This window comes from Romboutsia sp. 1001216sp1, assembly GCF_039841805.1.
Classification (GTDB): domain Bacteria; phylum Bacillota; class Clostridia; order Peptostreptococcales; family Peptostreptococcaceae; genus Romboutsia_C; species Romboutsia_C hominis.
On the sequence record NZ_JBDPHA010000002.1, the window covers coordinates 133,115 to 157,680 of the forward strand.

The 24,566-nt window shown below is 26.3% G+C and carries 21 protein-coding genes and 1 pseudogene; 17 read left to right on the top strand and 5 right to left on the bottom strand.

What is annotated here, in order from left to right:
- Nucleotides 1-1,170, top strand: coding sequence for a hypothetical protein (locus tag ABHC41_RS03825; protein WP_195238186.1), 1,170 nt, complete (start codon nucleotides 1-3; stop codon nucleotides 1,168-1,170).
- Between the two features lie 111 nt (nucleotides 1,171-1,281).
- Here the strand turns inward: ABHC41_RS03825 and ABHC41_RS03830 are convergent, their stop codons facing one another.
- Nucleotides 1,282-1,446 (bottom strand): hypothetical protein, encoded by a 165-nt coding sequence (locus tag ABHC41_RS03830; RefSeq protein WP_195238185.1) that lies wholly within the window; start codon nucleotides 1,444-1,446, stop codon nucleotides 1,282-1,284.
- Between the two features lie 162 nt (nucleotides 1,447-1,608).
- Here ABHC41_RS03830 and ABHC41_RS03835 point away from each other — a divergent pair, with 162 nt between their 5' ends.
- The 5 genes and pseudogenes from ABHC41_RS03835 (at nucleotide 1,609) to ABHC41_RS03855 (ending at nucleotide 10,555) form a co-directional block, all read left to right on the top strand.
- Complete coding sequence (locus ABHC41_RS03835) at nucleotides 1,609-3,207, top strand: Na/Pi cotransporter family protein (protein WP_166505571.1); 1,599 nt, start codon at nucleotides 1,609-1,611, stop codon at nucleotides 3,205-3,207.
- A gap of 300 nt (nucleotides 3,208-3,507) precedes the next feature.
- Nucleotides 3,508-7,722, top strand: coding sequence for a 2-hydroxyacyl-CoA dehydratase (locus tag ABHC41_RS03840; protein ID WP_240275762.1), 4,215 nt, complete (start codon nucleotides 3,508-3,510; stop codon nucleotides 7,720-7,722).
- A 281-nt stretch (nucleotides 7,723-8,003) separates the two neighbouring features.
- On the top strand, nucleotides 8,004-9,311 hold the full coding sequence (locus ABHC41_RS03845; RefSeq protein WP_092925391.1) for a hypothetical protein: 1,308 nt from the start codon (nucleotides 8,004-8,006) through the stop codon (nucleotides 9,309-9,311).
- Nucleotides 9,312-9,408: 97 nt separating this feature from the next.
- Nucleotides 9,409-9,720: pseudogene (locus tag ABHC41_RS03850) on the top strand (Spx/MgsR family RNA polymerase-binding regulatory protein); the annotation flags it as partial.
- Nucleotides 9,721-9,850: 130 nt separating this feature from the next.
- Nucleotides 9,851-10,555, top strand: a complete 705-nt coding sequence (locus ABHC41_RS03855; RefSeq protein ID WP_195238183.1) for an N-acetylmuramoyl-L-alanine amidase — start codon at nucleotides 9,851-9,853, stop codon at nucleotides 10,553-10,555.
- Between the two features lie 60 nt (nucleotides 10,556-10,615).
- Here the strand turns inward: ABHC41_RS03855 and ABHC41_RS03860 are convergent, their stop codons facing one another.
- Entirely contained in the window at nucleotides 10,616-10,846 is a 231-nt protein-coding gene (locus ABHC41_RS03860; RefSeq protein WP_166505568.1) for a hypothetical protein, read from the bottom strand.
- 143 nt (nucleotides 10,847-10,989) lie between these two features.
- Here ABHC41_RS03860 and larE point away from each other — a divergent pair, with 143 nt between their 5' ends.
- The 8 genes from larE (at nucleotide 10,990) to truA (ending at nucleotide 18,905) form a co-directional block, all read left to right on the top strand.
- Nucleotides 10,990-11,799 carry an ATP-dependent sacrificial sulfur transferase LarE gene (gene larE, locus ABHC41_RS03865; RefSeq protein WP_195238182.1) on the top strand — a complete coding sequence of 270 codons (810 nt, stop codon included), beginning with the start codon at nucleotides 10,990-10,992 and terminating at the stop codon, nucleotides 11,797-11,799.
- Between the two features lie 9 nt (nucleotides 11,800-11,808).
- Nucleotides 11,809-12,951, top strand: a complete 1,143-nt coding sequence (locus ABHC41_RS03870) for a class I SAM-dependent RNA methyltransferase (protein WP_092925400.1) — start codon at nucleotides 11,809-11,811, stop codon at nucleotides 12,949-12,951.
- 60 nt (nucleotides 12,952-13,011) lie between these two features.
- Nucleotides 13,012-13,683 carry a hypothetical protein gene (locus ABHC41_RS03875; RefSeq protein ID WP_195238174.1) on the top strand — a complete coding sequence of 224 codons (672 nt, stop codon included), beginning with the start codon at nucleotides 13,012-13,014 and terminating at the stop codon, nucleotides 13,681-13,683.
- Nucleotides 13,684-13,845: 162 nt separating this feature from the next.
- A complete protein-coding gene (locus tag ABHC41_RS03880; RefSeq protein WP_166505565.1) occupies nucleotides 13,846-14,469 on the top strand; it encodes an HD domain-containing protein in 624 nt (207 codons plus the stop codon).
- 10 nt (nucleotides 14,470-14,479) lie between these two features.
- A complete protein-coding gene (locus tag ABHC41_RS03885) occupies nucleotides 14,480-15,883 on the top strand; it encodes a VCBS repeat-containing protein (protein ID WP_195238172.1) in 1,404 nt (467 codons plus the stop codon).
- A 17-nt stretch (nucleotides 15,884-15,900) separates the two neighbouring features.
- Nucleotides 15,901-16,599, top strand: a complete 699-nt coding sequence (gene walR, locus ABHC41_RS03890; protein ID WP_092925408.1) for a cell wall metabolism DNA-binding response regulator WalR — start codon at nucleotides 15,901-15,903, stop codon at nucleotides 16,597-16,599.
- Nucleotides 16,600-16,601: 2 nt separating this feature from the next.
- The gene (locus ABHC41_RS03895; protein ID WP_092925410.1) at nucleotides 16,602-18,071 is read left to right on the top strand and encodes an ATP-binding protein; all 1,470 of its coding nucleotides are present in this window, start codon (nucleotides 16,602-16,604) and stop codon (nucleotides 18,069-18,071) included.
- A gap of 96 nt (nucleotides 18,072-18,167) precedes the next feature.
- Nucleotides 18,168-18,905 carry a tRNA pseudouridine(38-40) synthase TruA gene (gene truA / locus ABHC41_RS03900; RefSeq protein ID WP_092925412.1) on the top strand — a complete coding sequence of 246 codons (738 nt, stop codon included), beginning with the start codon at nucleotides 18,168-18,170 and terminating at the stop codon, nucleotides 18,903-18,905.
- 30 nt (nucleotides 18,906-18,935) lie between these two features.
- On the opposite strand, the gene ABHC41_RS03905 is transcribed toward truA, so the two are convergent.
- Entirely contained in the window at nucleotides 18,936-19,316 is a 381-nt protein-coding gene (locus ABHC41_RS03905; protein ID WP_092925414.1) for a DUF4363 family protein, read from the bottom strand.
- A 25-nt stretch (nucleotides 19,317-19,341) separates the two neighbouring features.
- On the bottom strand, nucleotides 19,342-19,992 hold the full coding sequence (locus ABHC41_RS03910) for a DUF421 domain-containing protein (RefSeq protein WP_092925416.1): 651 nt from the start codon (nucleotides 19,990-19,992) through the stop codon (nucleotides 19,342-19,344).
- Between the two features lie 194 nt (nucleotides 19,993-20,186).
- Between ABHC41_RS03910 and miaB the strand changes: the two genes are divergently transcribed.
- Nucleotides 20,187-21,620: a tRNA (N6-isopentenyl adenosine(37)-C2)-methylthiotransferase MiaB gene (miaB, locus tag ABHC41_RS03915; RefSeq protein ID WP_092925418.1), complete on the top strand. Its 1,434-nt coding sequence runs from the start codon at nucleotides 20,187-20,189 to the stop codon at nucleotides 21,618-21,620.
- Nucleotides 21,621-21,742: 122 nt separating this feature from the next.
- Here the strand turns inward: miaB and ABHC41_RS03920 are convergent, their stop codons facing one another.
- Nucleotides 21,743-22,354: a CoA pyrophosphatase gene (locus tag ABHC41_RS03920; protein WP_166505561.1), complete on the bottom strand. Its 612-nt coding sequence runs from the start codon at nucleotides 22,352-22,354 to the stop codon at nucleotides 21,743-21,745.
- Between the two features lie 224 nt (nucleotides 22,355-22,578).
- On the opposite strand from ABHC41_RS03920, the gene ABHC41_RS03925 reads away from it, so the two are divergent.
- Entirely contained in the window at nucleotides 22,579-23,625 is a 1,047-nt protein-coding gene (locus ABHC41_RS03925; protein ID WP_092925422.1) for a hypothetical protein, read from the top strand.
- A 124-nt stretch (nucleotides 23,626-23,749) separates the two neighbouring features.
- A complete protein-coding gene (locus ABHC41_RS03930) occupies nucleotides 23,750-24,403 on the top strand; it encodes a diphthine--ammonia ligase (RefSeq protein ID WP_092925424.1) in 654 nt (217 codons plus the stop codon).
- Nucleotides 24,404-24,566 lie beyond the last annotated feature (163 nt).

Genomic DNA, 24,566 nt, shown 5'->3' on the forward strand with positions numbered 1-24,566 from the left:
ATGCAAAATACTACAACTAAAAGGAAAGTCAGGTCGGTAAATCTAGAGACATTTGTATTTTTAGCTATCTTATTAGGCGGATTTACCTATGTAGCAAGTATCATGGGAGCAGGTATAATGTTTAAAGTCATAATGAACACTGCTCACGATTTATTATTAAATACTGTATTTTTAATAATGGCAATGGCTGTTTTAGCAGGGGCACTAAGTGCATTATTATCAGAATTTGGAGTAATATCACTACTTAATAAAATATTTGCTATTTTTATGAAGCCTTTATATGGACTTCCAGGAGCTAGTATAGCAGGAGCTGTAACTACTTATTTATCTGATAATCCAGCAATCATATCATTTAGCAAGGATAAATCTTTTACTAGGTATTTTAAAAAGTACCAAGTACCAGCACTTTGTAATTTGGGTACATCTTTTGGAATGGGTCTTATAGTTACAACATTTATGATATCTCAGGGTGAAAAATATGTACTTCCGGCGTTAGTAGGAAATATAGGTGCCATAATAGGTAGTATAATTAGTGTTAGAATAATGTTGCACTTTACAAAAAAATACTATAAAGATGAGATAGATAATACTAGTTTAGAAATAGAAAATTCTAAGATAGAAGAGTATAGAGAAATAAGAGATGGAAATATATTCCAAAGAGTCCTAGATGCAATACTTGAAGGTGGAAAATCAGGTGTAGAATTAGGATTAGCTATAATACCAGGTGTTTTAATAGTATGTACATTAGTAATGTTACTTACATTTGGCCCAAGTATAGATCCAAATACCGGTAAAGAAGTATATACAGGGGCAGCATATGAAGGTATAGCTCTTTTACCTGTAATAGGAAAGAAGCTAAACTTTATATTAGAACCATTGTTTGGATTTACATCAGCACAAGCTATAGCATTTCCTATAACATCATTAGGTGCAGTTGGTGCAGCTATGAGTTTAGTACCACAGTTTATCAAAGATAATGTTATAACTCCTAATGATATAGCCGTATTTACGGCCATGGGAATGTGTTGGAGTGGATACTTAAGTACTCATGTAGGTATGATGGATGCATTAAATGCAAGAGGACTAACTAGTAAAGCAATAATTTCACATACGATAGGTGGAATATGTGCAGGTGTATCTTCTCATTTTATATTTATGCTAATTTCATAAAATTTATAGAAAATAGACTTAGATGATATCTAAGTCTATTTTTATTTGTATTAGGATATTTAAAATTATATTGATTAGTAATCCTGCACCATAAAAATTTTATATTTTAGATTACTTCTTTCCAGGCTTTATAGGTCTAGATGTATTTTGACTAACAGAACCAGTTTTGCTAGGTCTTAATCTTGGTGATATATTAAGTTCTTCAGCTATTTCTAGACTTGAACTTGCAACATTTTTACTTTGTTGAGGGGCTTTACAAGCTTTTTTTCTAGTCATATAGTCCTCCTTAAATAATTTATTAAACAATAATAATTTAACCTAAAAATATAATTACTATTCTAATCAATAAAATGTAGCTTTAGAAATTAGAGTGAATTATTAAATGGAAAAAGGAGAAAAATATATATAGAATGATGTTTAACCAAAGGAGGAATTAATTTGGAGATACTAATAAGTCTTATAGGAGGACTAGGACTTTTTTTATATGGTATGACATTAATGGGTAATGGACTTCAAAAAGCAGCTGGGGAAAAACTAAAGAAAATAGTAGAGCTTTTAACAAGTAATGTTTTACTTGGAGTATTAGTTGGAGCAGGAGTAACTGCGATAATACAAAGCTCTAGTGCTACTACTGTTATGGTAGTTGGTTTTGTAAATGCAGGTATAATGACGTTATCTCAAGCTATAGGAGTTATAATGGGAGCAAATATAGGTACAACTATAACTGCTCAATTAGTAAGTTTTAATTTAGAGGGGCTTGCTCCTATAACTTTAGGTATAGGTATAGCACTTTATCTATTTTCATCAAAAAGTAAAACTAAAAATATAGCAGAGATATTGCTTGGATTTGGTATATTATTTACGGGTATGGAGTTTATGAAAGATGCTGTCAGCCCTCTTGCTGAATATAAAGGATTCACAGATGCACTTGTTAATTTTGGTCATAGACCACTACTTGGTGTACTGTTAGGTCTTATAATAACAGGGGTAGTTCAAAGTTCAAGTGCATCAATGGGGATGCTTATAGCATTAGCATCACAAGGAATTATACCACTTCAATCTGCACTTCCTATACTTTATGGAGATAATATAGGTACTTGTGTTACATCATTATTGTCTAGTATAGGTGCTAACAAAAATGCAAAAAGAGCAGCAATTATGCATTTATTATTTAATATTTTGGGTACACTAATGTTTTTATTAATATTAAACAAGCCAATAGTTGCAGTAGTAACAAGAATTAATCCAACAGATGTAGCAAGACAAATAGCAAATGCACATACATTATTTAATATAGTAACAGTTATAATACTTTTACCATTTTCTAAGTATATTGTAAAATTAGCTATGAAGATAGTTCCTCAAACTGAAGAAGAAAAGGAAGTTAAAACTTATTTAGATGAGCGAATGTTAGAAACACCATCAATAGCATTTGCAAATACATTAAAAGAAACTAATAAAATGGCTAAAGTAACAAATATATGCTTAAATTCATCTATGAGTGCATTTTTAAATAAATCTAAAAAAGATGTAGAAGAAACATTTAAAATTGAAAAAGATATAAATGATTATCAAAGAAATATATTAAACTATTTATTAAAATTGTCTAAGACATCTTTAACTGGTAACTCAGTAGAAGAGGTAGATAATTTATTTAACACTATAAATGATTTGGAAAGAATAGGAGATCATTCTGAAAATATAGCTGAACTTGCTGAGATAGCAATTGATAAAGATGTAAGCATATCCAATGATGGTCAAAAAGAAATTGAAGAAATGTTTGAAAAAGTCAAAAAAAATTATGAAGATGCTTTAATTCTTATAAATAAAAAAGACAAAAAAATAGCTGAAAGAATAATTAAAACAGAAGAAGAAGTAGACAATATAGAAAAATCAATAAGAGCAAATCATATATACAGATTAAACAATAATACATGTGAGATAGACTCTGGGATATTATATCTAGATTTAGTATCAAACTTAGAAAGAATTTCAGATCATTGCTCAAATATAGCTATAAGAGTATTAAATTATTAGCACACTAAATAAGTGTGCTTTTTTACTTATTAATGTAATATATTTACTTGAAAGTTGTGGATAATCTATGAATTAAAGTTATAGTAACATATTTAGAAAAAGTAAAGATATCCGCATATACAGTAGCTCAAAAATAATTTTTAAGCAACGAACGAAGTCGTTGGAGACATGAGCGAAGCGAATTTTTTATGTATATATATAAATATCAACTTAAAAAACTTATAAATTTTGGCTACATATAAATATCTAAAAAAGCATAAAACTTAATAATAGATAAACAGAAAATATGGGGGATTTAACATGAATAGATTATTTTCATTAGGTATAGATATTGGCTCAACTACAGTCAAAGTTGTGGTATTTGATGATGATAATAATATTGTATATAAAAATTATAAAAGACATTTGTCAAGTATAAAAAATACAGTTTTAGATACATTATTAGACGTGCAAAGTATACTAGAAGGTAGAGAAATAACTGTAGCAATAACAGGGTCATGTGGAATCGATATGGCTAAGAGACTAAAAATAGATTTTATACAGGAAGTAATAGCATCTACAGAAGCTATAAAGTATTTTTATCCAGAAACTGATGTGGTTATTGAATTGGGAGGAGAAGATGCAAAGGTAACTTATTTAACAGATGGAATAGATCAAAGGATGAATGGTATATGTGCAGGAGGAACAGGTGCATTTATAGACCAAATGGCATATCTTTTACAGACCGACTCTAATGGATTAAATGAACTTGCAAAAAATTATGATACGATTTACAAGATAGCATCAAGATGTGGTGTATTTGCAAAAACAGATATACAACCTCTTTTAAATGATGGAGCTAAAAAAGAAAACATTGCAATGAGTATATTTAATGCAGTTGCTATACAAACTGTTAGTGCATTAGCTTGTGGGAGAGAGATAAAAGGTAAGGTTGCTTTTTTAGGAGGACCATTATATTTTTTATCAGAACTAAGATATGCTTTTAAGAGGGTGTTAAATTTAGATGAAGAAGATATAATATTTCCTAAGGATGCCCAACTTTATGTATGTATGGGAGCTAGTTTAATATCAAAAAAAGGTAGCAAAGTTAACCTTGAATCATTGATAGATAAAATTAAGAATTTGGATAAAGAAGGTATAAATAAAATAAGTAAATTAGAGCCACTATTTAAAGATAAAAATGAATATGAAATATTTTTAAAAAGGCATAACAAAAAAGATATAGGATATAAAGATATAGAAAAAGTAGTAGGGAATTGTTATTTAGGTATAGACGCAGGGTCAACTACAACAAAAGTAGTTTTAATAGATGAAGAAAAAAATATATTATATAGTCACTATAGTAGTAATAATGGAAGACCTTTAGATACAGTCAAAGAAGTTTTAATTGATATATATAGCAAATTACCTAAAAAAGCTAATATATGTTACTCAACAGTAACAGGTTATGGTGAAGGTCTTATAAAGAAGGCATTAGGTATAGATTTTGGGGAAATAGAAACTATAGCACATTATAAAGGAGCAAAGTATTTTAATGATAAAGTTGACTTCATATTAGATATAGGTGGGCAAGATATGAAGTGTTTAAAAATTAAAGATGGTGTAATTGATAATATAATATTAAATGAAGCATGCTCATCTGGATGTGGTTCATTTTTAGAAAATTTTTCAGAATCATTGTCTATAGACATAAAAGAATTCGCAAAAATAGGAACATTATCTAAATTACCAGTAGATTTAGGTTCAAGATGTACTGTATTTATGAATTCAAAGGTAAAGCAAGCACAAAAAGAAGGTGCTAGCATAGCAGACATATCAGCTGGTCTTTCCTATTCCATAATAAAAAACGCATTATATAAGGTTATTAAAGAAAATAATTTTGATAATTTAGGGAGTAATATAGTTGTCCAAGGAGGTACATTTAATAATGACTCAGTACTTAGAAGTTTTGAAAAGATAATAAACAAAGAGGTAATAAGACCATCTATAGCTGGGTTAATGGGGGCTTTTGGATGTGCTTTAATATCAATGGATATGCATAATGGTAGCAATAAAAGCACCTTACTTAATTTAGACAAAGTAAAAAACATAGAAGTTAGTTCAAAAACTTCAAGATGTGGTGGATGCTCAAATAATTGTTTATTAACAATAAATAAATTTTATGATGAATTATTCATATCAGGAAATAGATGCGAGAGGGGAGAAGCTTTATATAATGATAATAAAATAAAAGAAAATAAGATAAATCTTTATAAATATAAATATAATCGAATATTTAACTACAAGCCATTAGAAAAATCTAAAGCATTTAGAGGTGAAATAGGTATTCCAAGAGTATTAAATATATATGAAAACTATCCATTTTGGCATACTTTTTTTACAAATATGGGATTTAGAGTAGTTTTATCTAAACGTTCATCAAAAGATTTATATGAAAAAGGAATATCATCTATAACATCAGACACAATTTGCTACCCAGCTAAGATGGTACATGGGCACATAAAAGATTTAATAGAAAAAGATATAAAATATATTTTTTATCCTTGTGTAGTTAATGAAAAAAAAGAAGATGAACGATGTGACAACAACTATAATTGCCCAATAGTTATATCTTACTCAGAAGTTATAAAAAATAATATAGATGAAATAAAAAATATAAATTATATTAATCCTTTTATAAGTCTAAATAATCGTGAGAAACTTATTAAAAACTTATATGAAGAACTATTTAAGTACTTTAATATATCTAAGACTGAGGTAGAAAAGTCTCTAGATAAGGCATATATAGAACAAGAGAGATACAGAAAAGATATAGAAATTGAGGGAGAAAAAGCCTTAAAAGAGATTTATGATAAAAATGAAAAAGGTATAGTTTTATGTGGAAGGCCATACCATATAGATCCGGAGATAAATCATGGAATACCAGAACTTATAAACTCTTTAGGAATAAATGTATTAAGTGAAGATTCTATATGTCACTTATCTAAAATAAATAAATCACTTAGAGTAGTTGATCAGTGGGTATATCACCATAGAATGTATAAAGCAGCAAGTTTTGTAAAAGAAAGTTCTAATTTAGAACTTGTTCAACTAAATTCATTTGGATGTGGTATAGATGCTATTACAATAGATCAAGTCAAAGAAATCTTAAATGAGAAATCTAAAATTCATACAGTTATAAAAATTGATGAGGGAAATAATCTAGGTGCAGCTAAGATAAGGATAAGGTCATTAAAAGCTGCAATAGAAGAAAGAAAAAATAATAAATATATAGAAAATGATCATATCGAATATAAAAAAGGTAGAATAAATAAAAAACATACTATATTAGTACCTCAAATGTCACCTATACATTTTCAATTTTTTAAAGAAACAGTAAATTTAAGTGGGTATAATTTGGTTATTTTAGAAAATATAAAAAGAGAAATAATAGATGAAGGATTAAAATATGTAAGTAACGATGCATGTTACCCTGCAATAATAGTTATAGGTCAAATTATAGAAGCGTTAAAAACTGGTAAGTATGACTTAAATAATACTTCTGTAGCTATAACACAAACTGGTGGAGGATGTAGAGCTACTAATTATATAGGATTTTTAAGAAAAGCCCTTTATGATTCTGGATACAAAGATATACCTGTAATATCCTTAAGTGTAAATGGAATAGAGAAAAACGGATTATCAAAACATATTACACTTAGTATGGCTAATAGATTGTTAATGTCTTGTATATATGGAGATTTATTGATGAAAGTTTTATATAGAACAAGACCTTATGAAAAATATATAAACAGTGCTAATAAATTGTATAATAAATGGGTTTGCATATGCAAAGAATCATTAAAAAAAGCTAGTATATTAGAGTTTAAGAGAAATATAAAAAGTATAATATATGATTTTGATAATTTAGAGTTAATAGATACAAAAAAGCCTAAGGTTGGATTGGTAGGAGAAATATTAGTAAAATTTCACCCTCTTGCAAACAATTATTTAGTTGATATTATAGAATCTGAAGGTGGAGAAGCAGTAGTACCTGAGCTATCTAACTTTTTACTTAGTTGTTGTTTAAATGCAGAATATAAATTTAAATATTTAGAGGGAAAATGGATAAATAAAGAATTAGGAAATTTATTTATAAATACAATGAATATTTATCAAAGCACTTATAATAAAGAATTAATGAAAAGCAAAAGGTTTATTCCTCCAAAAAATATAAGAACTATATCTAAGTATACTGAAAATGTAATATCATTAGGAAATCAAACAGGAGAAGGTTGGTTATTGACAGGAGAAATGTTAGAGTTATTAGAAGATGATATTAAAAATATTATATGCATGCAACCTTTTGGGTGCCTTCCAAATCATATAACAGGAAAAGGTCAAATAAAGAAAATAAAAGAAATGTATAAAGATGCAAATATAATAGCTATTGATTATGATTCATCAGCAAGTGAAATAAATCAAATAAATAGAATTAAATTAATGTTATCAACAGCATTAAAAAATAATTTTTAAAGTATGAATTAAGCCCCTTAAAATAGATAGAATGTAAAGTTATTAGATAACACTACTTTAAGGGGAATCTTTATGTAAGGAAATAATTCAAATATGTGTTTAAAAGAAGAGATTGAAAATGCTATAATATTATATAAAATCAATTTAAGTTAAAATGAAAAAGATAATTAGTATAATAGATAGTTATATACATTGATATAACAACGATTAATTTAAATCTTAGCTAAAGTTTATTATTTATGATATAATCAAGAAGTACTGCATGGAAGGAGGAAAACATTATGAAAGAAATAAACAGTGCTATATCTTCAGAATACTTAAGATACAAAATAGATGAAGATATAATCATATATCAAGGTAGATTTTGTATTTATTTAGATAAAAAATATAAATGTAGCGGAATAGTGTATTATAAAATGACTCCTCCAGTATCTATAAACTTTAAAGCACAAATACTTTCTGCATATGATGAAGATATAGACTTAGATTTAGATTATGATAATGCAATACTTGAAATTTATGGATATAAGCCAATTTCGATAAGTATAAATTCGATAAATGATTTTAATATAGAAGGATATACAAATGATAGCTATATAAAGTCAAAAAATGCATATGTAGATTATATAGATTTTCATATAATAAACTTAGATAAATTTCCGGGAACACTTATAAAACACGTGGATAAGTTGTTCGCAGGTAGAATTCAATTTGAAATTAATGACTTTGTAGTTACAATAGATAAAAGGTATGATTATAGAAAAGAATTAAATGAAAAACTAAAATCTAAATCTGGTAGTATAATAACTCATATAGGGAGAGTTCAAAGAAAAGATAAAAAACAATTTAAAACTAATAATATAATAGATTTTTTAGATAGGATATCAATAGCACTTAGCTTTATGTGTGGAAGGCATATTGGAATATGCTTAGCTAAAGGGTATCAAGGAAATAACAATGTCTATAGGTTATGGAGAGAAAACATAGTAACTCCATTTAAGTTTGTACCAACTTGGACAGATACTATATCAAATCACCATAATATAGAAAAGTATATGTCTTTAATGTGCAAAAAACTAGAAGATGGATATTGTGGACAAGTTATAAAAAATGTAATAGATTGGTATATAGAATCATTAGGTGAGATAACAATAGAAAATAATATAATATCAATTCAAATTGCATTAGAAGCACTATCTTATATGATACTTGTAGAGCAAGAACAAATACTTAATGATGATGAATTTGACTTAAATAGTGCAGCTAAAAATATAAAAATGGTACTAGATATATGTAAAATCCCATATGGAATGGAAGAATTAGATCTATTTGATGATTGGACTAAAACAAGATTTGATGATGGGGTAGATCTAGTAATATACTTTAGAAATAAAATAGTGCATCCAAGCAGAAGAGATAATAGAGCAAATCTTAGTGTTGAGGATATGTGGAATATAATACAAATAGGGACAAAGTATTTAGAACTAATAGTATTATCTTTTATAGGATATAAAGGAGAATTTTCTAATAGACTAAATGAAAGATGGTTTGGGGAAGTAGAAGTAGTTCCATGGAATAAGTTTGATTAAAAGTATAGCTGTTGGGTAAATATAAAATAAAATGTTAACTAAAAGGGTGAGACAAATGATAAAATTATATGGATATTCAAAATGATCGACTGTAAGAAAAGCCAAGGCTTGGCTTAAGGAAAATAACTTAGAATTTGAGGATATTGAAATAGTTAAAAATCCTCCAACTAAAGAAGAATTAAAAAAAATGTATGAACTAAGTGGATATGAATTAAAAAAATTCTTTAATACTAGTGGTGTAAAATATAGAGAGCTAGGGCTTAAAGATGTAGTTAAAACTGAGAATGATGATAAATTACTAGATATATTATCTAGCGATGGAATGCTTATAAAAAGGCCTATAGCATTTGATGGAAAACATGTTGTGGTAGGTTTTAAAGAAGAGGAATGGAAAGAAAAATTACTATAAAACAAAAGCTGTGTTGTATAATTTATAACACGGCTTTTTGTATTAAAAATAATGTCAAATTATATACCTAAATCATATAATGTATAGGGCTATTTACTATAGCTTAAGTACTATAAAAGGAGAATTAATTATGGTAAAAAAGGTATATATAGATCCAGGTCATGGTGGAAATGATAGTGGAGCTATTGGTATTAATAATCTATATGAAAAAAATATAAATATAGAAGTATCTAAAAAGGTAGAGAAATTATTAAAGAAACAAGGAATAGAAGTAAGGTTAAGTAGGTCTGAAGATAAAACAATATCTTTAGAAGATAGAGTTAGTGATGCAAATAGTTGGGGTGCAGACTGTTTTGTATCTATTCATTGTAATTCATTTAATGGCACAGCTAACGGTATAGAGACGTACTCTCATACATCATCAACTAAGGATTTAGCAAATTATATACATGAAGAATTGCTAAAAAACAAAGCATATACTAAAAATAGAGGAGTAAAGACTGCTAATTTTTATGTAATAAGAAATACTAATATGAGAGCATGTCTTATAGAGCTTGCTTTTATAGATAATCAGGAAGATTACAAAATTCTTACTCAAAAGCAAGAAGCATTAGCAGATGGGATAGCAAGAGGCATATGTAGATATTTAAATATAACGTATACTCCAGTTGACAATGATGTTAATAAACCTATAACACCTATAGATAATAGGGATACTTTATATAGGGTAGTATGTGGCTCATATAATAATAGATTGAATGCTGAAAAAAGAATAGAAGAGTTAAAAGAAAAAGGATTTAATGATGCTTTTATAGTTATATACAAGAAGGAATAAGTAATAGATTAATTAATAAAATCCCAGAGAAATATTACTCTGGGATAAATTAATTATATTCTAGTTTTCTTTTACATATATTTTAGGAATATATATAGTTAAATTATCTAAATTAATAATACTTTCGTAAATTACTTTAGCATTAAGTTTCATGTCGCTATTTTGTAACTCTAAAGAAAGTATAGTGTTATTATAGTTACATATATCTAATGTTTTTTTATCCTCTTTAAATTTTAACTTTATGTTTTTGTTACATCTAAGAAAATTTTGTAAGATGTCATAATAATTCATAATAGTCATCCCTCCCCCTTTACTATTTTAATATTACAATAAATATATAAAAAACTCAATTTTAAAGTAAAGAGAAATTAAAGTTTGCTTTATATTATAACATTATATATAATTAATTTATTAAATAAGGGAGAGGTGTATTTGTGGAATTAAATGATAAGCTAGAAAAATTAAAAAATATATTAGCTAAATTAGACAATGTAGCTATAGCTTATTCTGGAGGAGTAGATAGTAATTTTTTACTTAAAGTAGCTAAAGATGTATTAGGTGAAAAAGTAGTGGCTATAACTTTAAATGCTATGATGCATAGTGAAAAGGAAATAAACGAAGCAAAAAAGTACGCAAATGAATTTGGTGTTAAGCACCTAGTTATAGATATAGATAATTTAGAATTAGATGAGTTTATCGAAAATAAAAAAGATAGATGCTATCATTGTAAAAAATATGTGTTTAATACTATTAAAAAGATAGCAAAAGATAATAATATAGAGTATGTACTAGATGGAACAAATATAGATGATTTAGGTGATTATAGGCCAGGGCTAAAAGCACTAGAGGAATTAAATATTATAAGTCCATTAAAAGAGTGCAATTTAACTAAAAAAGATATAAGAGTATTATCGAAAGAAATGGGACTAAAAACATATAATAAGCCGGCTTTTGCATGTCTTGCAACTAGAGTCCCATACAATACAAGAATTACTAAAGAACTTCTTACAAAAATAGAAATGAGCGAGCAATATTTAGCAGATCTAGGATTTAATCAGTTTAGAGTAAGAATACATGAAAATATTGCTAGAATTGAAGTTGGATTTGATGAGATAGATAAGTTTTTTATTAAAGAAGTACTTAAAAACACTAGTAATAAATTTAAAGAATTTGGATTTGAATATGTTACCCTAGATATGAATGGATATGAAATGGGTAGTATGAATAAAGATATAAGCAACTAAGGAGGACGTATGAAAAGTTATACATTAGTATCACCATGCTTTTTTGGTATGGAAAAAATGCTAGCAAGAGAAATAAAAGAACTAGGTTTTGAAATAGTAAAAACAGAAGATGGTAGAGTAACTTATAAAACTGGAGAAGATGGTATCGCTAAAGCTAATATGTGGTTAAGATGTGCAGAAAGAGTACACCTTAAAATTGCTGAATTTGAAGCTAAAACTTTTGACGAATTATTTGAAAATACTAAGAGAATAGATTGGTCAAGATACATTCCTTATGAAGCTGAATTTCCAGTATCAAAAGCATCATCTATAAAGTCAAAGTTATATAGTACTACACATATACAATCAATAGTAAAAAAAGCTATAGTAGATAGTTTAAAAGCTAAGTATATGGAAAGAGGACTACTAAAAGAATGTAAAGAAAAATATCCTATATATGTATTTATACATAAAGATATAGTAACTCTTTACATAGATACAACAGGAGATGCTCTTCATAAAAGAGGATATAGAGAAAGAGCTAACAAAGCACCTATAAGAGAAACTTTAGCTGCTGGTATAGTTGATTTAACACCTTGGAAACCAGGTAGAATATTGGTTGATCCTATGTGTGGTTCGGGGACTATGCTTATAGAAGCAGCTATGAAAGCTATAAATATGGCACCAGGTATGAATCGTGAGTTTATATCTGAAAAGTGGAGAACTATAGATAAAAAAATATGGTGGGATGTTAGAAAAGATGCCTATGAGAAAATAAATGAAGATGTAGATTTTAAAATATATGGATATGATATAGATGAAGAAACTATAGAAATAGCTAAAGAAAATGCAGAAATAGCTGGAGTTGATAAATATATAGAATTTAATGTTTTAGATGCAACTAAATTTAAAAGTGATGAAGAGTATGGGTTTATAATAACAAATCCACCTTATGGAGAAAGACTTGAAGACAAAGAAAGTGTCCAAATGCTATATAGAAATTTAGGAAAGGCCTTCTTTAGACTTAGAAATTGGTCATATTATTTAATAACTTCTTATGATGAATTTGAAAAAGAGTTTGGAAAACAAGCTGATAAAAAGAGAAAGTTATACAATGGAATGTTAAAAACAAACTTATATCAATATATAGGTCCAAAACCACCTAGAAAATAGTAATATTTAACCCTCTAATATACTATATATAATATAAAGAGTATTTTAGGGGGTGTATTTATGTTTAGAGTTAATAGTAAAAATCGAAAAAAATCACCTAAAGAAAAAACAATTAAGGCACCTAAATATGAAGAGGATTTAAATGAAGTCATACTTAATGATTTCCTTACTGAAGAAAGAAAAAATAATGATGAGTTAGAAAAAGATGTTAAGTCAAAAAAATCAAATAAGTTAAAGGTAAATTTAGGCCTAGGAAGCAAAAAATCTAAACCAAAAAACTCTAAGAAACATCAAGAAGAAAAAGATTTAGCACAGGTAGAGGAAAAAAATAGTAAACAAGTAGAAGAAAAGAGCAAAAATAGCAATAATCCTAGCAAAAAGAGTAAAAATCAAAAAAGTAATAAGTCAGCAACTAAGAAACCTTCTAAAAATAATAAGATAAAACCAAAAGAAGAAGTTAGCCATAAAAAAGTCAAAAGTAAAAAGTCTTCAAATCAAAAAGGAAAAAAAGTAAAACCTTTAAGTGATGAAAGTAATATATATGTAGATGAAAATCAACTTAGTAATGAAATTAATTCTGACGGATATTATGAAATTGAAGCAGATGATTCAGTAGGATTTAGAACTATACAAGAAGAGCCATCTAATGAAGATAATGTAGTGGAAAGTGAAGAAAGCAGCAATAAATTTGAAAATATAGTTTGGTCAGAAGAAAAGTTTCCAAAAAAATAAAGCTGTTAAAATCATATATAAATAAAAAAAAATAAATAGTGATAAAATAAAAAAGCTTAGTTATTCTAAGCTTTTTTTATATATTAAGGTATTATAAAGATGTTTGCCAACACGTTGCTTAGGCGAAGTGAATTTTTTATTTAAAAAATAAGGAGAAAAAATATGACTAGTAAAGAGATATTTAATAAGGTAGATGAAATATTACTTAAAAGTAATAAACCTTCTAAAGATATAAGAAGGTTAATTGAAAATGGAGAATTTGATAAAGAGCCATTTGAAATGATAAAAAATTTAGAGAAGGTAGAACAAAATCTAAAATATCATCCAGAAGGAAATGTATTAAATCATATACTATTAGTAGTTGATAAAGCTAGTGAAGTAAAAAAACTTTCAGAAAATGAAAGAGTATTTATGTGGTCAGCTTTACTTCATGATCTAGGAAAACTTACAACGACAAAAATTAGAAGGGGCAAAATAACATCCTATAATCATGATATAGAAGGAGAAAAAATTGGTAAAAATTTTTTAGATATGGTAAGTAATGACAAAAAATTTAATGAAAGTGTATCTAAAATGATAAGATATCACATGCAACCATTATTTTATGATAAAAATCTTCCTTTTTTTAATCCACAAAATATGATAAATGATGTAAAATATAAAGAGATAGCATTATTATCTTTTTGTGATAGATTAGGAAGAGGAAATTTAAGTTTAGAGACTATAAATAATGAAAAGGAAAGAATAGAAAAGTTTAAACAATATTTTAAAACATACAAAGGATAGGAGGTTTTAGATGAAATTTTTTAAGTTATTAATTGGGGCTAGCTTAATTGTATTTTTAACAACTGGATGTAGTATAACTTCAGAATCTCCTGAAGAGCTTATTAAAGATAAGCCTTTATATAATCAAAATGAATCAGATTTATATAAAGGTATAAAAAAATTACTAACAAAACAAACATCTTTGTTACAGCCAAACAATTCAAAAGAAGCAGCAAAAATAAATGAGGTAGATTTAGATAATGATGGAGAAAAGGAATTAGTAGTATTTCAAAAGAAAGAAAGCCAAGATGATAAAAAAGATGAAGTAGGATTTATTGTATTAACTAAGAATCCTGATGGTACATATACAAATAAAGAAAAAGCTTATTCACTTCAAGAAGGTGAAGAAATACAATATGCTAATTTTTATGATTTAAATAATGATGGAAAAAAAGAAATAGTACTTCTTATAAAATCAGAGGGAAAAACTAATATGTATATATATAATTTTATTGATGATGAAGTAAAAAAAGTATACACATTAGATCCTACATGGTTAGAAGATAGTAAAAATCTTTTAGATATGAAAGTAAAAATTGGATATATTGATGGAGATGATAAGTTAGATATATTAATGCTACATTTTAATCAAAAGACTAATAAAGCATATGCAAGTTTAGCTAACTTTGATAAAGGCCTTAAGCTTGTTAACTATGTTGAGTTTGATAATATAAAAAGTCTGAATAATTCATATATAACATTAGGCACTATATCAACTGAAAATAAAAAGGGTAAAACAATTGAACATAAAGGCATAGTACTTGATATGCCTATACTTAAAAATGATAACTATATAACACAGATATTGTACTTAAAAGATGGTAAATTAAAAAAAGCATTTAAAGATGACGATAAAAGTATAATGAAGCCATACTACATACCAGTAGAGGATATAAACAATGATAAGGTTATAGATATACCTATAGTAAATGGAAGTGGAAATATATATACTTCAAAAACCTCAGCAACTATAAGCTGGTATAGATGGAATGGAAAAGAAAATCTAGAAGATTCATCATTATTATTTACAATTCAGATATATTATAATTATCAATATAAATTTAGCCTTTTAATACCTAATGAACTAGTAAACAAGTTCTATATAGAACAAGATTATCAAGAGCAAAGTAGTGATGTATTATTTAAATTCTATTATTATGATATACTAGAAACAAAACCTAAAGAATTATTTACAATAGCTGTTGTTAATAAAAATATAATTGATGAAAATAAAAAGAATGTCAATCAATCGTCAATAACACTTGGTGAAAATAACGATTATACTTTTACATTATATATAAACAACTTAGAACAATTAAAAAAATTAAAAATAAATGAAGAGGCATTGAAAGAGTATTTCTCACTTATATATTAATTATTGGGAGGTTTAATATGAAGGAAAAAATATTAATATTAGAAGATGAAATAGGAATAAGAAGTTTTGTTAGTATAAACCTAAAAAGGGAAGGATATGAAATAATAGAAGCAGGAACAGGACAAGAAGCATTAGAAAAAATAAGCAAAGAACCAGATATAAAGCTAGCTCTTTTAGATGTTATGCTTCCAGATATAAGTGGTATAGAAGTATGTAAGTTTATTAGACAAAACTTTGATCAGGTAGGTGTAATAATGCTTACAGCTAAAGCGCAGGAAGATGATAAAATCGAAGGATTTATATCAGGTGCAGATGATTACATGGTGAAGCCTTTTAGTATAAAAGAACTATTAGTAAGAGTATCAGCACTTTTAAGAAGAGTTAAAAAAGACGAAAATTTATCAAAGGGAAATGAGATAGTATCAGATTCATTTGTATTAAATTTAGATAAAAGAAAATTATTCAAAGATAATGAAGAAATAGAACTTACACCTACTGAATTTTCAATAGTTAAATACTTAATGAAAAATTCAAATCAATCATTAAGTAGAGATCAAATACTTAATGAAGTGTGGGGAACTAATTATTTATATGATTTTAAAATTGTAGATGTAAACATAAGAAGAATAAGAAATAAAATAGAAGAAGACCCATCTAAGCCTAAATATATACAAACAGTTTGGGGTTATGGATACTGTTTTAGAAAGGAAGAATGATATTGTTACATTTTGAAGGCTTAAGAAAGAAGATAATAAAAAATTATTTTACCATAATAATTATAACTGTTATATTATTTGAAGGTCTTTTTATGTTTTATGTACAAAACTACTATTATGATTATGTAAGTCAAATTTTAAAAAGTGAAGCAAATAATATAAATAGACAATATAATAATAACATAGTAAATGAAGCTGATAGCTTTGAAAATAAAGTAAATGCTATACTACAAAAAGAAAACAAAATAAATGCTATATTACAAAAAGAGCACTCAAGTAGTGATTCAAAATTTGCTATTTCAATTATAGATAAAAACTCAAAGATGATTATAGATCAATATGGATTTAAAACTAACGTAGATGTAAATGGAGAAGATATAAGTAGAGCTTTAAAAGATGAGAATAATTTGACTCCATATGTATATAAAATTCCTGAAACGGGGGAGCATGTTATGAGTATATCTGTTCCTCTTAAGACTAACAATATAATAGAAGGTGTAGTAAGATATACTATTTCTTTAGAAGAGATAGATTCAACTATATTTAGAGTAATACTTGGATTAGTATTAGCAGGAATTTGCATATTGCTAATAGCGATATCTTTAAGTCTTAGATTTGCAGAAACTCTTATACAGCCTCTTAGAGAATTAAAACAATTTGCAAATGAACTAGCACATGGAAACTACAGTATAAAACTTAAAAATGTTAATATATCAGATGATGAAATAGGTGATTTAGCAGAAACTTTCATACATATGGCAGAGGAAATAGACAAAAGTGAAAAGTTAAAAGAAGAATTTATATCATCTATATCTCATGAACTTAGAACTCCTCTTACATCTATAAAAGGATGGAGTGAGACACTTTCTTATGAAGGTATAGGCAAAGAAGAGTTAGATCTAGGTTTAGGTATTATACAAGATGAAACAGAAAGACTTATAAAGTTAGTTACAGAATTACTTGATTTTTCTCGCCTTGCATCTGATAGAATAAAATTAAAAATAGATTTAGTAGATATAAGGAAATTATCAGTAGGTGTTGTTAATCAGTTGAAAGTTAAATCCAGTGAAAAAAATATAGATTTATCTGTAGAATTTATAGGAGATTATTTTGAACCTATACAAGGAGATAAAGATAGACTAAGACAAGTTTTAATAAATTTAATACAAAATTCTATCAAGTTTACAGATAACAATGGATTTGTAAAGCTTATAGTATCTCAAAATGAGGAGTATACAACAATAAAAGTTACCGATAATGGTTGTGGTATAGAAACAGAAAATTTAGATAAAGTACTAGATAAATTCTTCCAAGAAGATTATAACAAAGCAGGTAGTGGTTTAGGGCTTGCAATAAGTAATGAAATTGTAAAACTTCATGGTGGGTATATGAATCTAGATAGTGAAAAAGGTGTTGGAACAACTATGACGATAGTTGTAAAAAATAAACTTTTAGAATCTATAGATTATTAAATAGTATTAAATATCATAAAAATAGGATATACTTAGATAAAGTATATCCTATTTTTATATAATTAAGGATTATAAATTAATGAAAAGAGGAACAAAATGAGAAATATAAAAATGACAATAAAATATGATGGCTCAAGATATAAGGGGTTTCAAAGATTAAAAGATAATGATATGACAATACAAGGAAAGATAGAAGATGTTCTTAGTAAAATGACTAACGAACATATAGAAATAATAGGATCTGGAAGAACTGATATGGGAGTTCATGCAAGAGGACAGGTTGCTAATTTTAAGACAAATTCTGAGTTAAGTTTAAAAAAAATGCAAGATTATCTATATAATTATCTACCGGAAGATATAGTTATAACTGAACTAGAAGAAGTTGAAGAAAGATTTCATAGTAGATATAATGTTAAGTCAAAAACTTATTTATATAAAATAGATAATAATAAATATCATGACCCATTTACTAGAAGATATACTACTCATATAGAAAAAAAACTAAATATAGATTTAATGAGAGAGGCAAGTGAATATTTAGTTGGGGAGCATGATTTTACTAGTTTTGCTTCTTCTAAATCTAAGAAAAAATCAAATGTTAGAGAAATACATTCAATAGTAATAAATGAAAATAATAATATGATTGATATATATGTTCAAGGTAATGGATTTTTATATAATATGGTAAGGATAATAGCGGGAGCATTAATAGATGTTGGGTCTAAAAGAAAAACTCCACAAGACATAAAAATAATGCTAGAAAATAAAGACAGATCTAAATCATCTGATACGGCACCAGCTAAAGGACTTTGCTTATATAAAGTTACATATTAATACTAAAATAGATGGGAGAAATCCCATCTATTAGAATATATGATTTAAGTCAAACTGTTCATTTTCTATTATATTATGTAATGCATTTTTTATTCTTTGTATCTGTTCAAGTGACATACCTTTATCTTTAGCACAAATAGAACCTTGAAGAATATCTAAATATAAAGATACTTCTCCAAAATACTCATGATTAAATACTTTATACCAAGAATCCTTACTTTCATTAAAGCTTGTGTCATATTCATCTAAAGCTTTTTTAGCACTATCCCAATCACCATCCTTTATATGAAGTTCTATTGATTCAGCTTTTTCAGTGTATAATTTAGCAAAATCATCAAATTTATCAAGAGAATAAAAACTAAATAATAAAAATAAAACTGTCCAAATAAGTGAACATATTAAAGCCTTCAATAAATTTCACCTCATATCTATCAATTTATCTTGTTTGTATAAATACCTTATCATTTTCATCAATACTTAATAATAAGATATCTTTTTTATTTTTTATATTTTTTTTACTTAATATTTCATATAGCCATTTTTTATCTTTTCCAATAATTCTAAGATTTTTATCTATAATATAACCATCTATTATAAGAGACATAGGAAGATGTTCAAAGCATTTTGTAGGGATATCTTTGTATGATGGTGAAGGTAATATACTTAAATTGCCATCTGTTTCAAGTATTGCATATTGAACATCACAAACCTTAAAATACCCTTCAATTCTAAGTTGTTCAAGAAGTTCATCTATTGTAACTCTTTGTTTTTCTAATTCCTTATAATCTATTTTGCCTTTATTTATTAAAATAGATGGAGCCCCGCATAAAAAAGTTCTAACTTTTCTATTTTTTAAAGTTATATAAGAAACAACTATTTGAATAAGCGTAAGGCCTGTAACAGAAGCTATACCATTAATTAAAGGTATATTATTGTTTTCCATAGGCAATGCAGCAACTTCTGCTATTAAAAGAGTTATTACTAAATCAAATGTATTCATTTCTGCTATTTCGCCTTTTCCCATAATTCTCAAAGATATTAAAACAACCATATAAAGTAAAATACTTCTTACCAATACTAACACCATAATTATTTTCCTTTCACATTATATGATAAGTTATTTTACCCTTATTTATAAATTATGATACATAAAACTTAAATTTAATATCTTTAAAATAATTTATAAATTTGATATAATATGGTTTAGTAAATTTGTTTGAAAATAAATAAATATTAATATAAATGTGTAGTTTATTTAAAATTACTGAGGAGATGAAATAGATGAGCAAAAGAAAACAAATAGAAGTTCCTATAGAAAAAATAAAAGAACAAGATAAGTTTATAGATGCAATAAAAGAACAAAACACTAGATATTATGCAATACATCAAGCAAAACCTAGATATTTGATACAAACATTTGGATGTCAAATGAATGAACATGATTCTGAAAAACTATGTGCTATGCTTGAAGCTATGGGGTATGAAAAAGGATTGACTGCTGGAGAATGTGATTTAATAATATACAATACTTGTGCGGTTAGAGAAAATGCAGAATTAAAGGTATATGGTAATTTAGGTCAGTTAAAAGGTCAAAAAAGAAAAAATCCTAATTTAAAAATAGCAGTTTGTGGATGTATGATGCAACAACCTCATGTTGTTAAAGAATTAAAGTCAAAATATAGACATGTTGATTTAGTATTTGGAACACATAATCTATACAAATTCCCTGAATTATTAGTTAAGTCAATGGATGAAAATACTATGTTAGTTGATGTATGGGATGTTGATGGTGAAGTTGTAGAAGGTTTAAGAAGCAATAGAAAATTTGAACTTAAAGCTTTTGTAAATATAATGTATGGTTGCAATAACTTCTGTACTTACTGTATAGTACCATACACTAGAGGTAGAGAAAGAAGTAGAAAGCCTGAAGATATAATATCTGAAATAAAAGAATTGGTAGCTAATGGGACAAAAGAGGTTACATTACTTGGGCAAAATGTTGATTCATATGGAAAAACACTAGAAGAACCAATAAGCTTTGATAAGTTGCTTAGAATGGTAAATGAAATAGAGGGAATAGAAAGAATCAGATTTATGACTTCTCATCCTAAAGATATATCTGATGAAGTTATATATGCTATAAGAGATTGTGACAAAGTATGTGAATTTTTACACTTACCAGTTCAATGTGGAAGTTCAACTTTACTTAAAAAGATGAATAGACACTATACTAAGGAATATTATTTAGAAATTATAGAAAAAGCTAAAAAAGAAATACCAGATATAGCATTTTCTACTGATTTAATGATAGGATTCCCAGGTGAAACAGAAGAAGATGTATTAGATACTATAGATGTAGTTGAAAAAGTAAGATATGACTCAGCATTTACATTTATATATTCAAAGAGAGAAGGAACTCCAGCAGCTAAGATGGAAGATCAAATACCAGAAGATGTAAAACACGAAAGATTTAATAGAGTACTAGACAAAGTTAATGAAATAGTTGCTCAAATAAATAAAAGTTATGTAGGTAAAACTGTTGAAGTTTTAGTTGAAGGAAAAAGTAAAACTGATGATAATAAGTTTACAGGAAGAACAAGACAAAATAAGTTAGTAAACTTTGAAGCTAAAGAGGATGAAGATTTAATAGGAAAGTTAGTAATGGTTGATATAACTAGTGCTACTAACTTCTCATTAGTAGGAAAAATAAAATAAATAAAAAAGGTATCTCTTGTGTAATTTCAAGAGATACCTTTTTTATTTAAAATATAGAATATTAACTAGATGTATATAAGAATTAACAAAATTTTTAATTATTAAGGAAGTAATTAACACTTCTAATTAGATATTATAGATAAAAAGTTTTCTAGTATTTTTGCTGTTATACCCCAAATTGTATAATTTTTATAAGAATAAAATAAAACAGAATAATTACCTGTATCAAATTTATAATTTTCTTTATTAGGAATTTTATCAAATGGAAAATCTGAACTTGGTATAGTTTTAACATCGCTATTATAAATATTTGGTACACTTTCTAGTAAATATGATATAGGAACTAAGAATATGTGATCTACCTCAGAAGTATTTATACTAAAATTATCTATATCATTTATATATCCTAAAAATGGATGTATTATTAAGTTTGATGGAGTAACTAGTAAATCTAATTCACAAATAATATCAATATTATTATAAGTTGTTCCAAGCTCTTCACATGTCTCCCTTATAGCCGTATCTATAGGTAATTCCCCAAGCTCTATTTTACCACCAGGGAAACATATTTCATTAGGTTGTGTTTTTAAATTTTTAGATCTAACTTCAAATAAGATATAGTGCTTATTATCTTTTTTTACTATTGGAATTAACACAGATGCTTTTTTCATATTTTCATGTCCGTTTATATATGCCTTATAGTTTTTAAATTTTTCTTTAAAATTGTAAATCATAAAGTCCTCCTTGTTAATGTCATAATACTATTATAATATGAATTATAAAAAATTATAGCAAAATACAATTTAAATAATAGCTAATTAGTAAAATAATAGAAACATCAACTAAAAATATATGCTTATATAAGCTAGTTAATTTTTAAATTTAAAAACTAACTATAAGATAAAATTCATGTTATAATTATATATGACTTTAAACTATAATTAGTAAGGAGATTAAAATGTTAGAAGACATCACAAGAAATGACATAAATATATATGTAAAAGAAGATGAAAGATACATAAGCATACCAAAAGATATAATAAATAATAATACACATCTATTAGGTGATTATATAAAAATACAGTCAAGTATAAATAACTTAAAATCTGATATAAATAGATATCTATTTGATAAAAATAGTGCTAAAAACGATACACAGATATTAAATGATATTATAAAATTAAAAAGTGAAGAAAAATTAGAAGATGTACTTGCTTATACTGACATAGATTTAAGTAATATAGAAGATAAATTAAAAAAGCTTTGTGCATGTTTTTCTATAAGTGTAGATGATATAAATTCTATCAAAGATGAATTAGCAAGTAATTATGTAAATAATTCACACGATATGGGTGTAGTAGACAAGTTATACATAAATGAAATAATTAAACATATAGAGGATTCTCATATGTATTCCCTTAGAGATAGATCTAGATATGGGACTATATCTAATGAATATAAGGTAAAAAGTAGAGATGAGATAATAGATTTAAATGAACATGAAATAGGTGGACAATATGCTCCAATACTTGTTATATATAGACCTGCAAAGTATGTAAGAGGTGAATATATACTAGAAGAGAAATCTTATGTATATATAAAAAGGCAACCATTAAATGCCCTTATAAATCAAGAAAGATTAGAAGAAAAAGGTATTGATTCTATGGGAGCTATAATTTATAAAAAGTTAAAGGCAGATCTTACCAATGAAAATCTTCAAGAAATACTAGCCGAACTTTATGTATATTCACAACAAAACTCTTTAAAATTTGAAAATATAAGACTAGCAGATATAACTTCCAATAAAGTATGGATGACAGCAGATAAATTAAAAAAAGAATTCAAAGAACTTAGATATTACAATAAAAACCTTACACAAAAAGTTAAAGAAATATATGATTCTGCTAATAATTATTACACTCAAATAGGAGGAAAGTACATATTTAACACAAGAGAATTTATGCACTCATACAAAACATTTAAAGGTAAGGATATTAGTAAATAAAAATAAAGTCTACATATATTGTAGGCTTTATTTTTGTAAATTTACTTTTGAGTTGATACATAAAATGACTTTTTATATAATTAATATATAGTGTCATAAAAAATCAGATAAAAGGAGAACGTGTATGGGAGAGAAATTTGTAATGTCATTTAGCGGGGGAAAAGATAGTACTCTAGCATTATATAGAATGATAAAAAGGGGTTATGAGCCCGTGGGTTTACTTGTAACCTTTAAAAAAGGCAAAGATAGTTCATTTACACATAGTATAAAAAAAGATTTATTATATAAAGTAAGTAAGTCTTTAGATATACCATTATTAATAGTAGAATGTGACATGAATAATTATGAAAAAGAATTTACAAAAACACTTTTAAAAGCCAAGGATATGGGAGCTAAAATTTGTGTATTTGGGGATATAGATATAGTAGATCACAGAAAATGGTGTGAAGATAGATGCAGTGAAGCTAATATAAAGTGTGAACTTCCACTTTGGCAAGAAGACAGAGAAGCTTTAGTTTATGAATTTATAAACGAAGGATTTGAAACTGTTATAAAAATAGTTAACTTAAAATATTTACCAATTGATTTATTAGGACAAACTTTAAATAAAGATGTAGTTAAAAGAATAAAGGATTTAGGAAGTGATCCTTGTGGAGAAAATGGAGAGTATCATACTTTTGTAGTTGATGGACCTATATTTAAAAATAAAATAAAGTACATACAAAATGAGAATGTCGTAGATAATAACTATGGTATATTAGATATATCATTAGTATAATTATATTTTGTACAAGTAAAAAGATATAGTTTTTAACTATATCTTTTTATGATTATTTAAATATAAAAAATATTTAAAAAGTTAAAGAAATGTAAAAAATTTAACATAAAATTAACAAAACATGTCGAAAATTCTGATAAGATAAAGAGGTGACAAAAAAGTA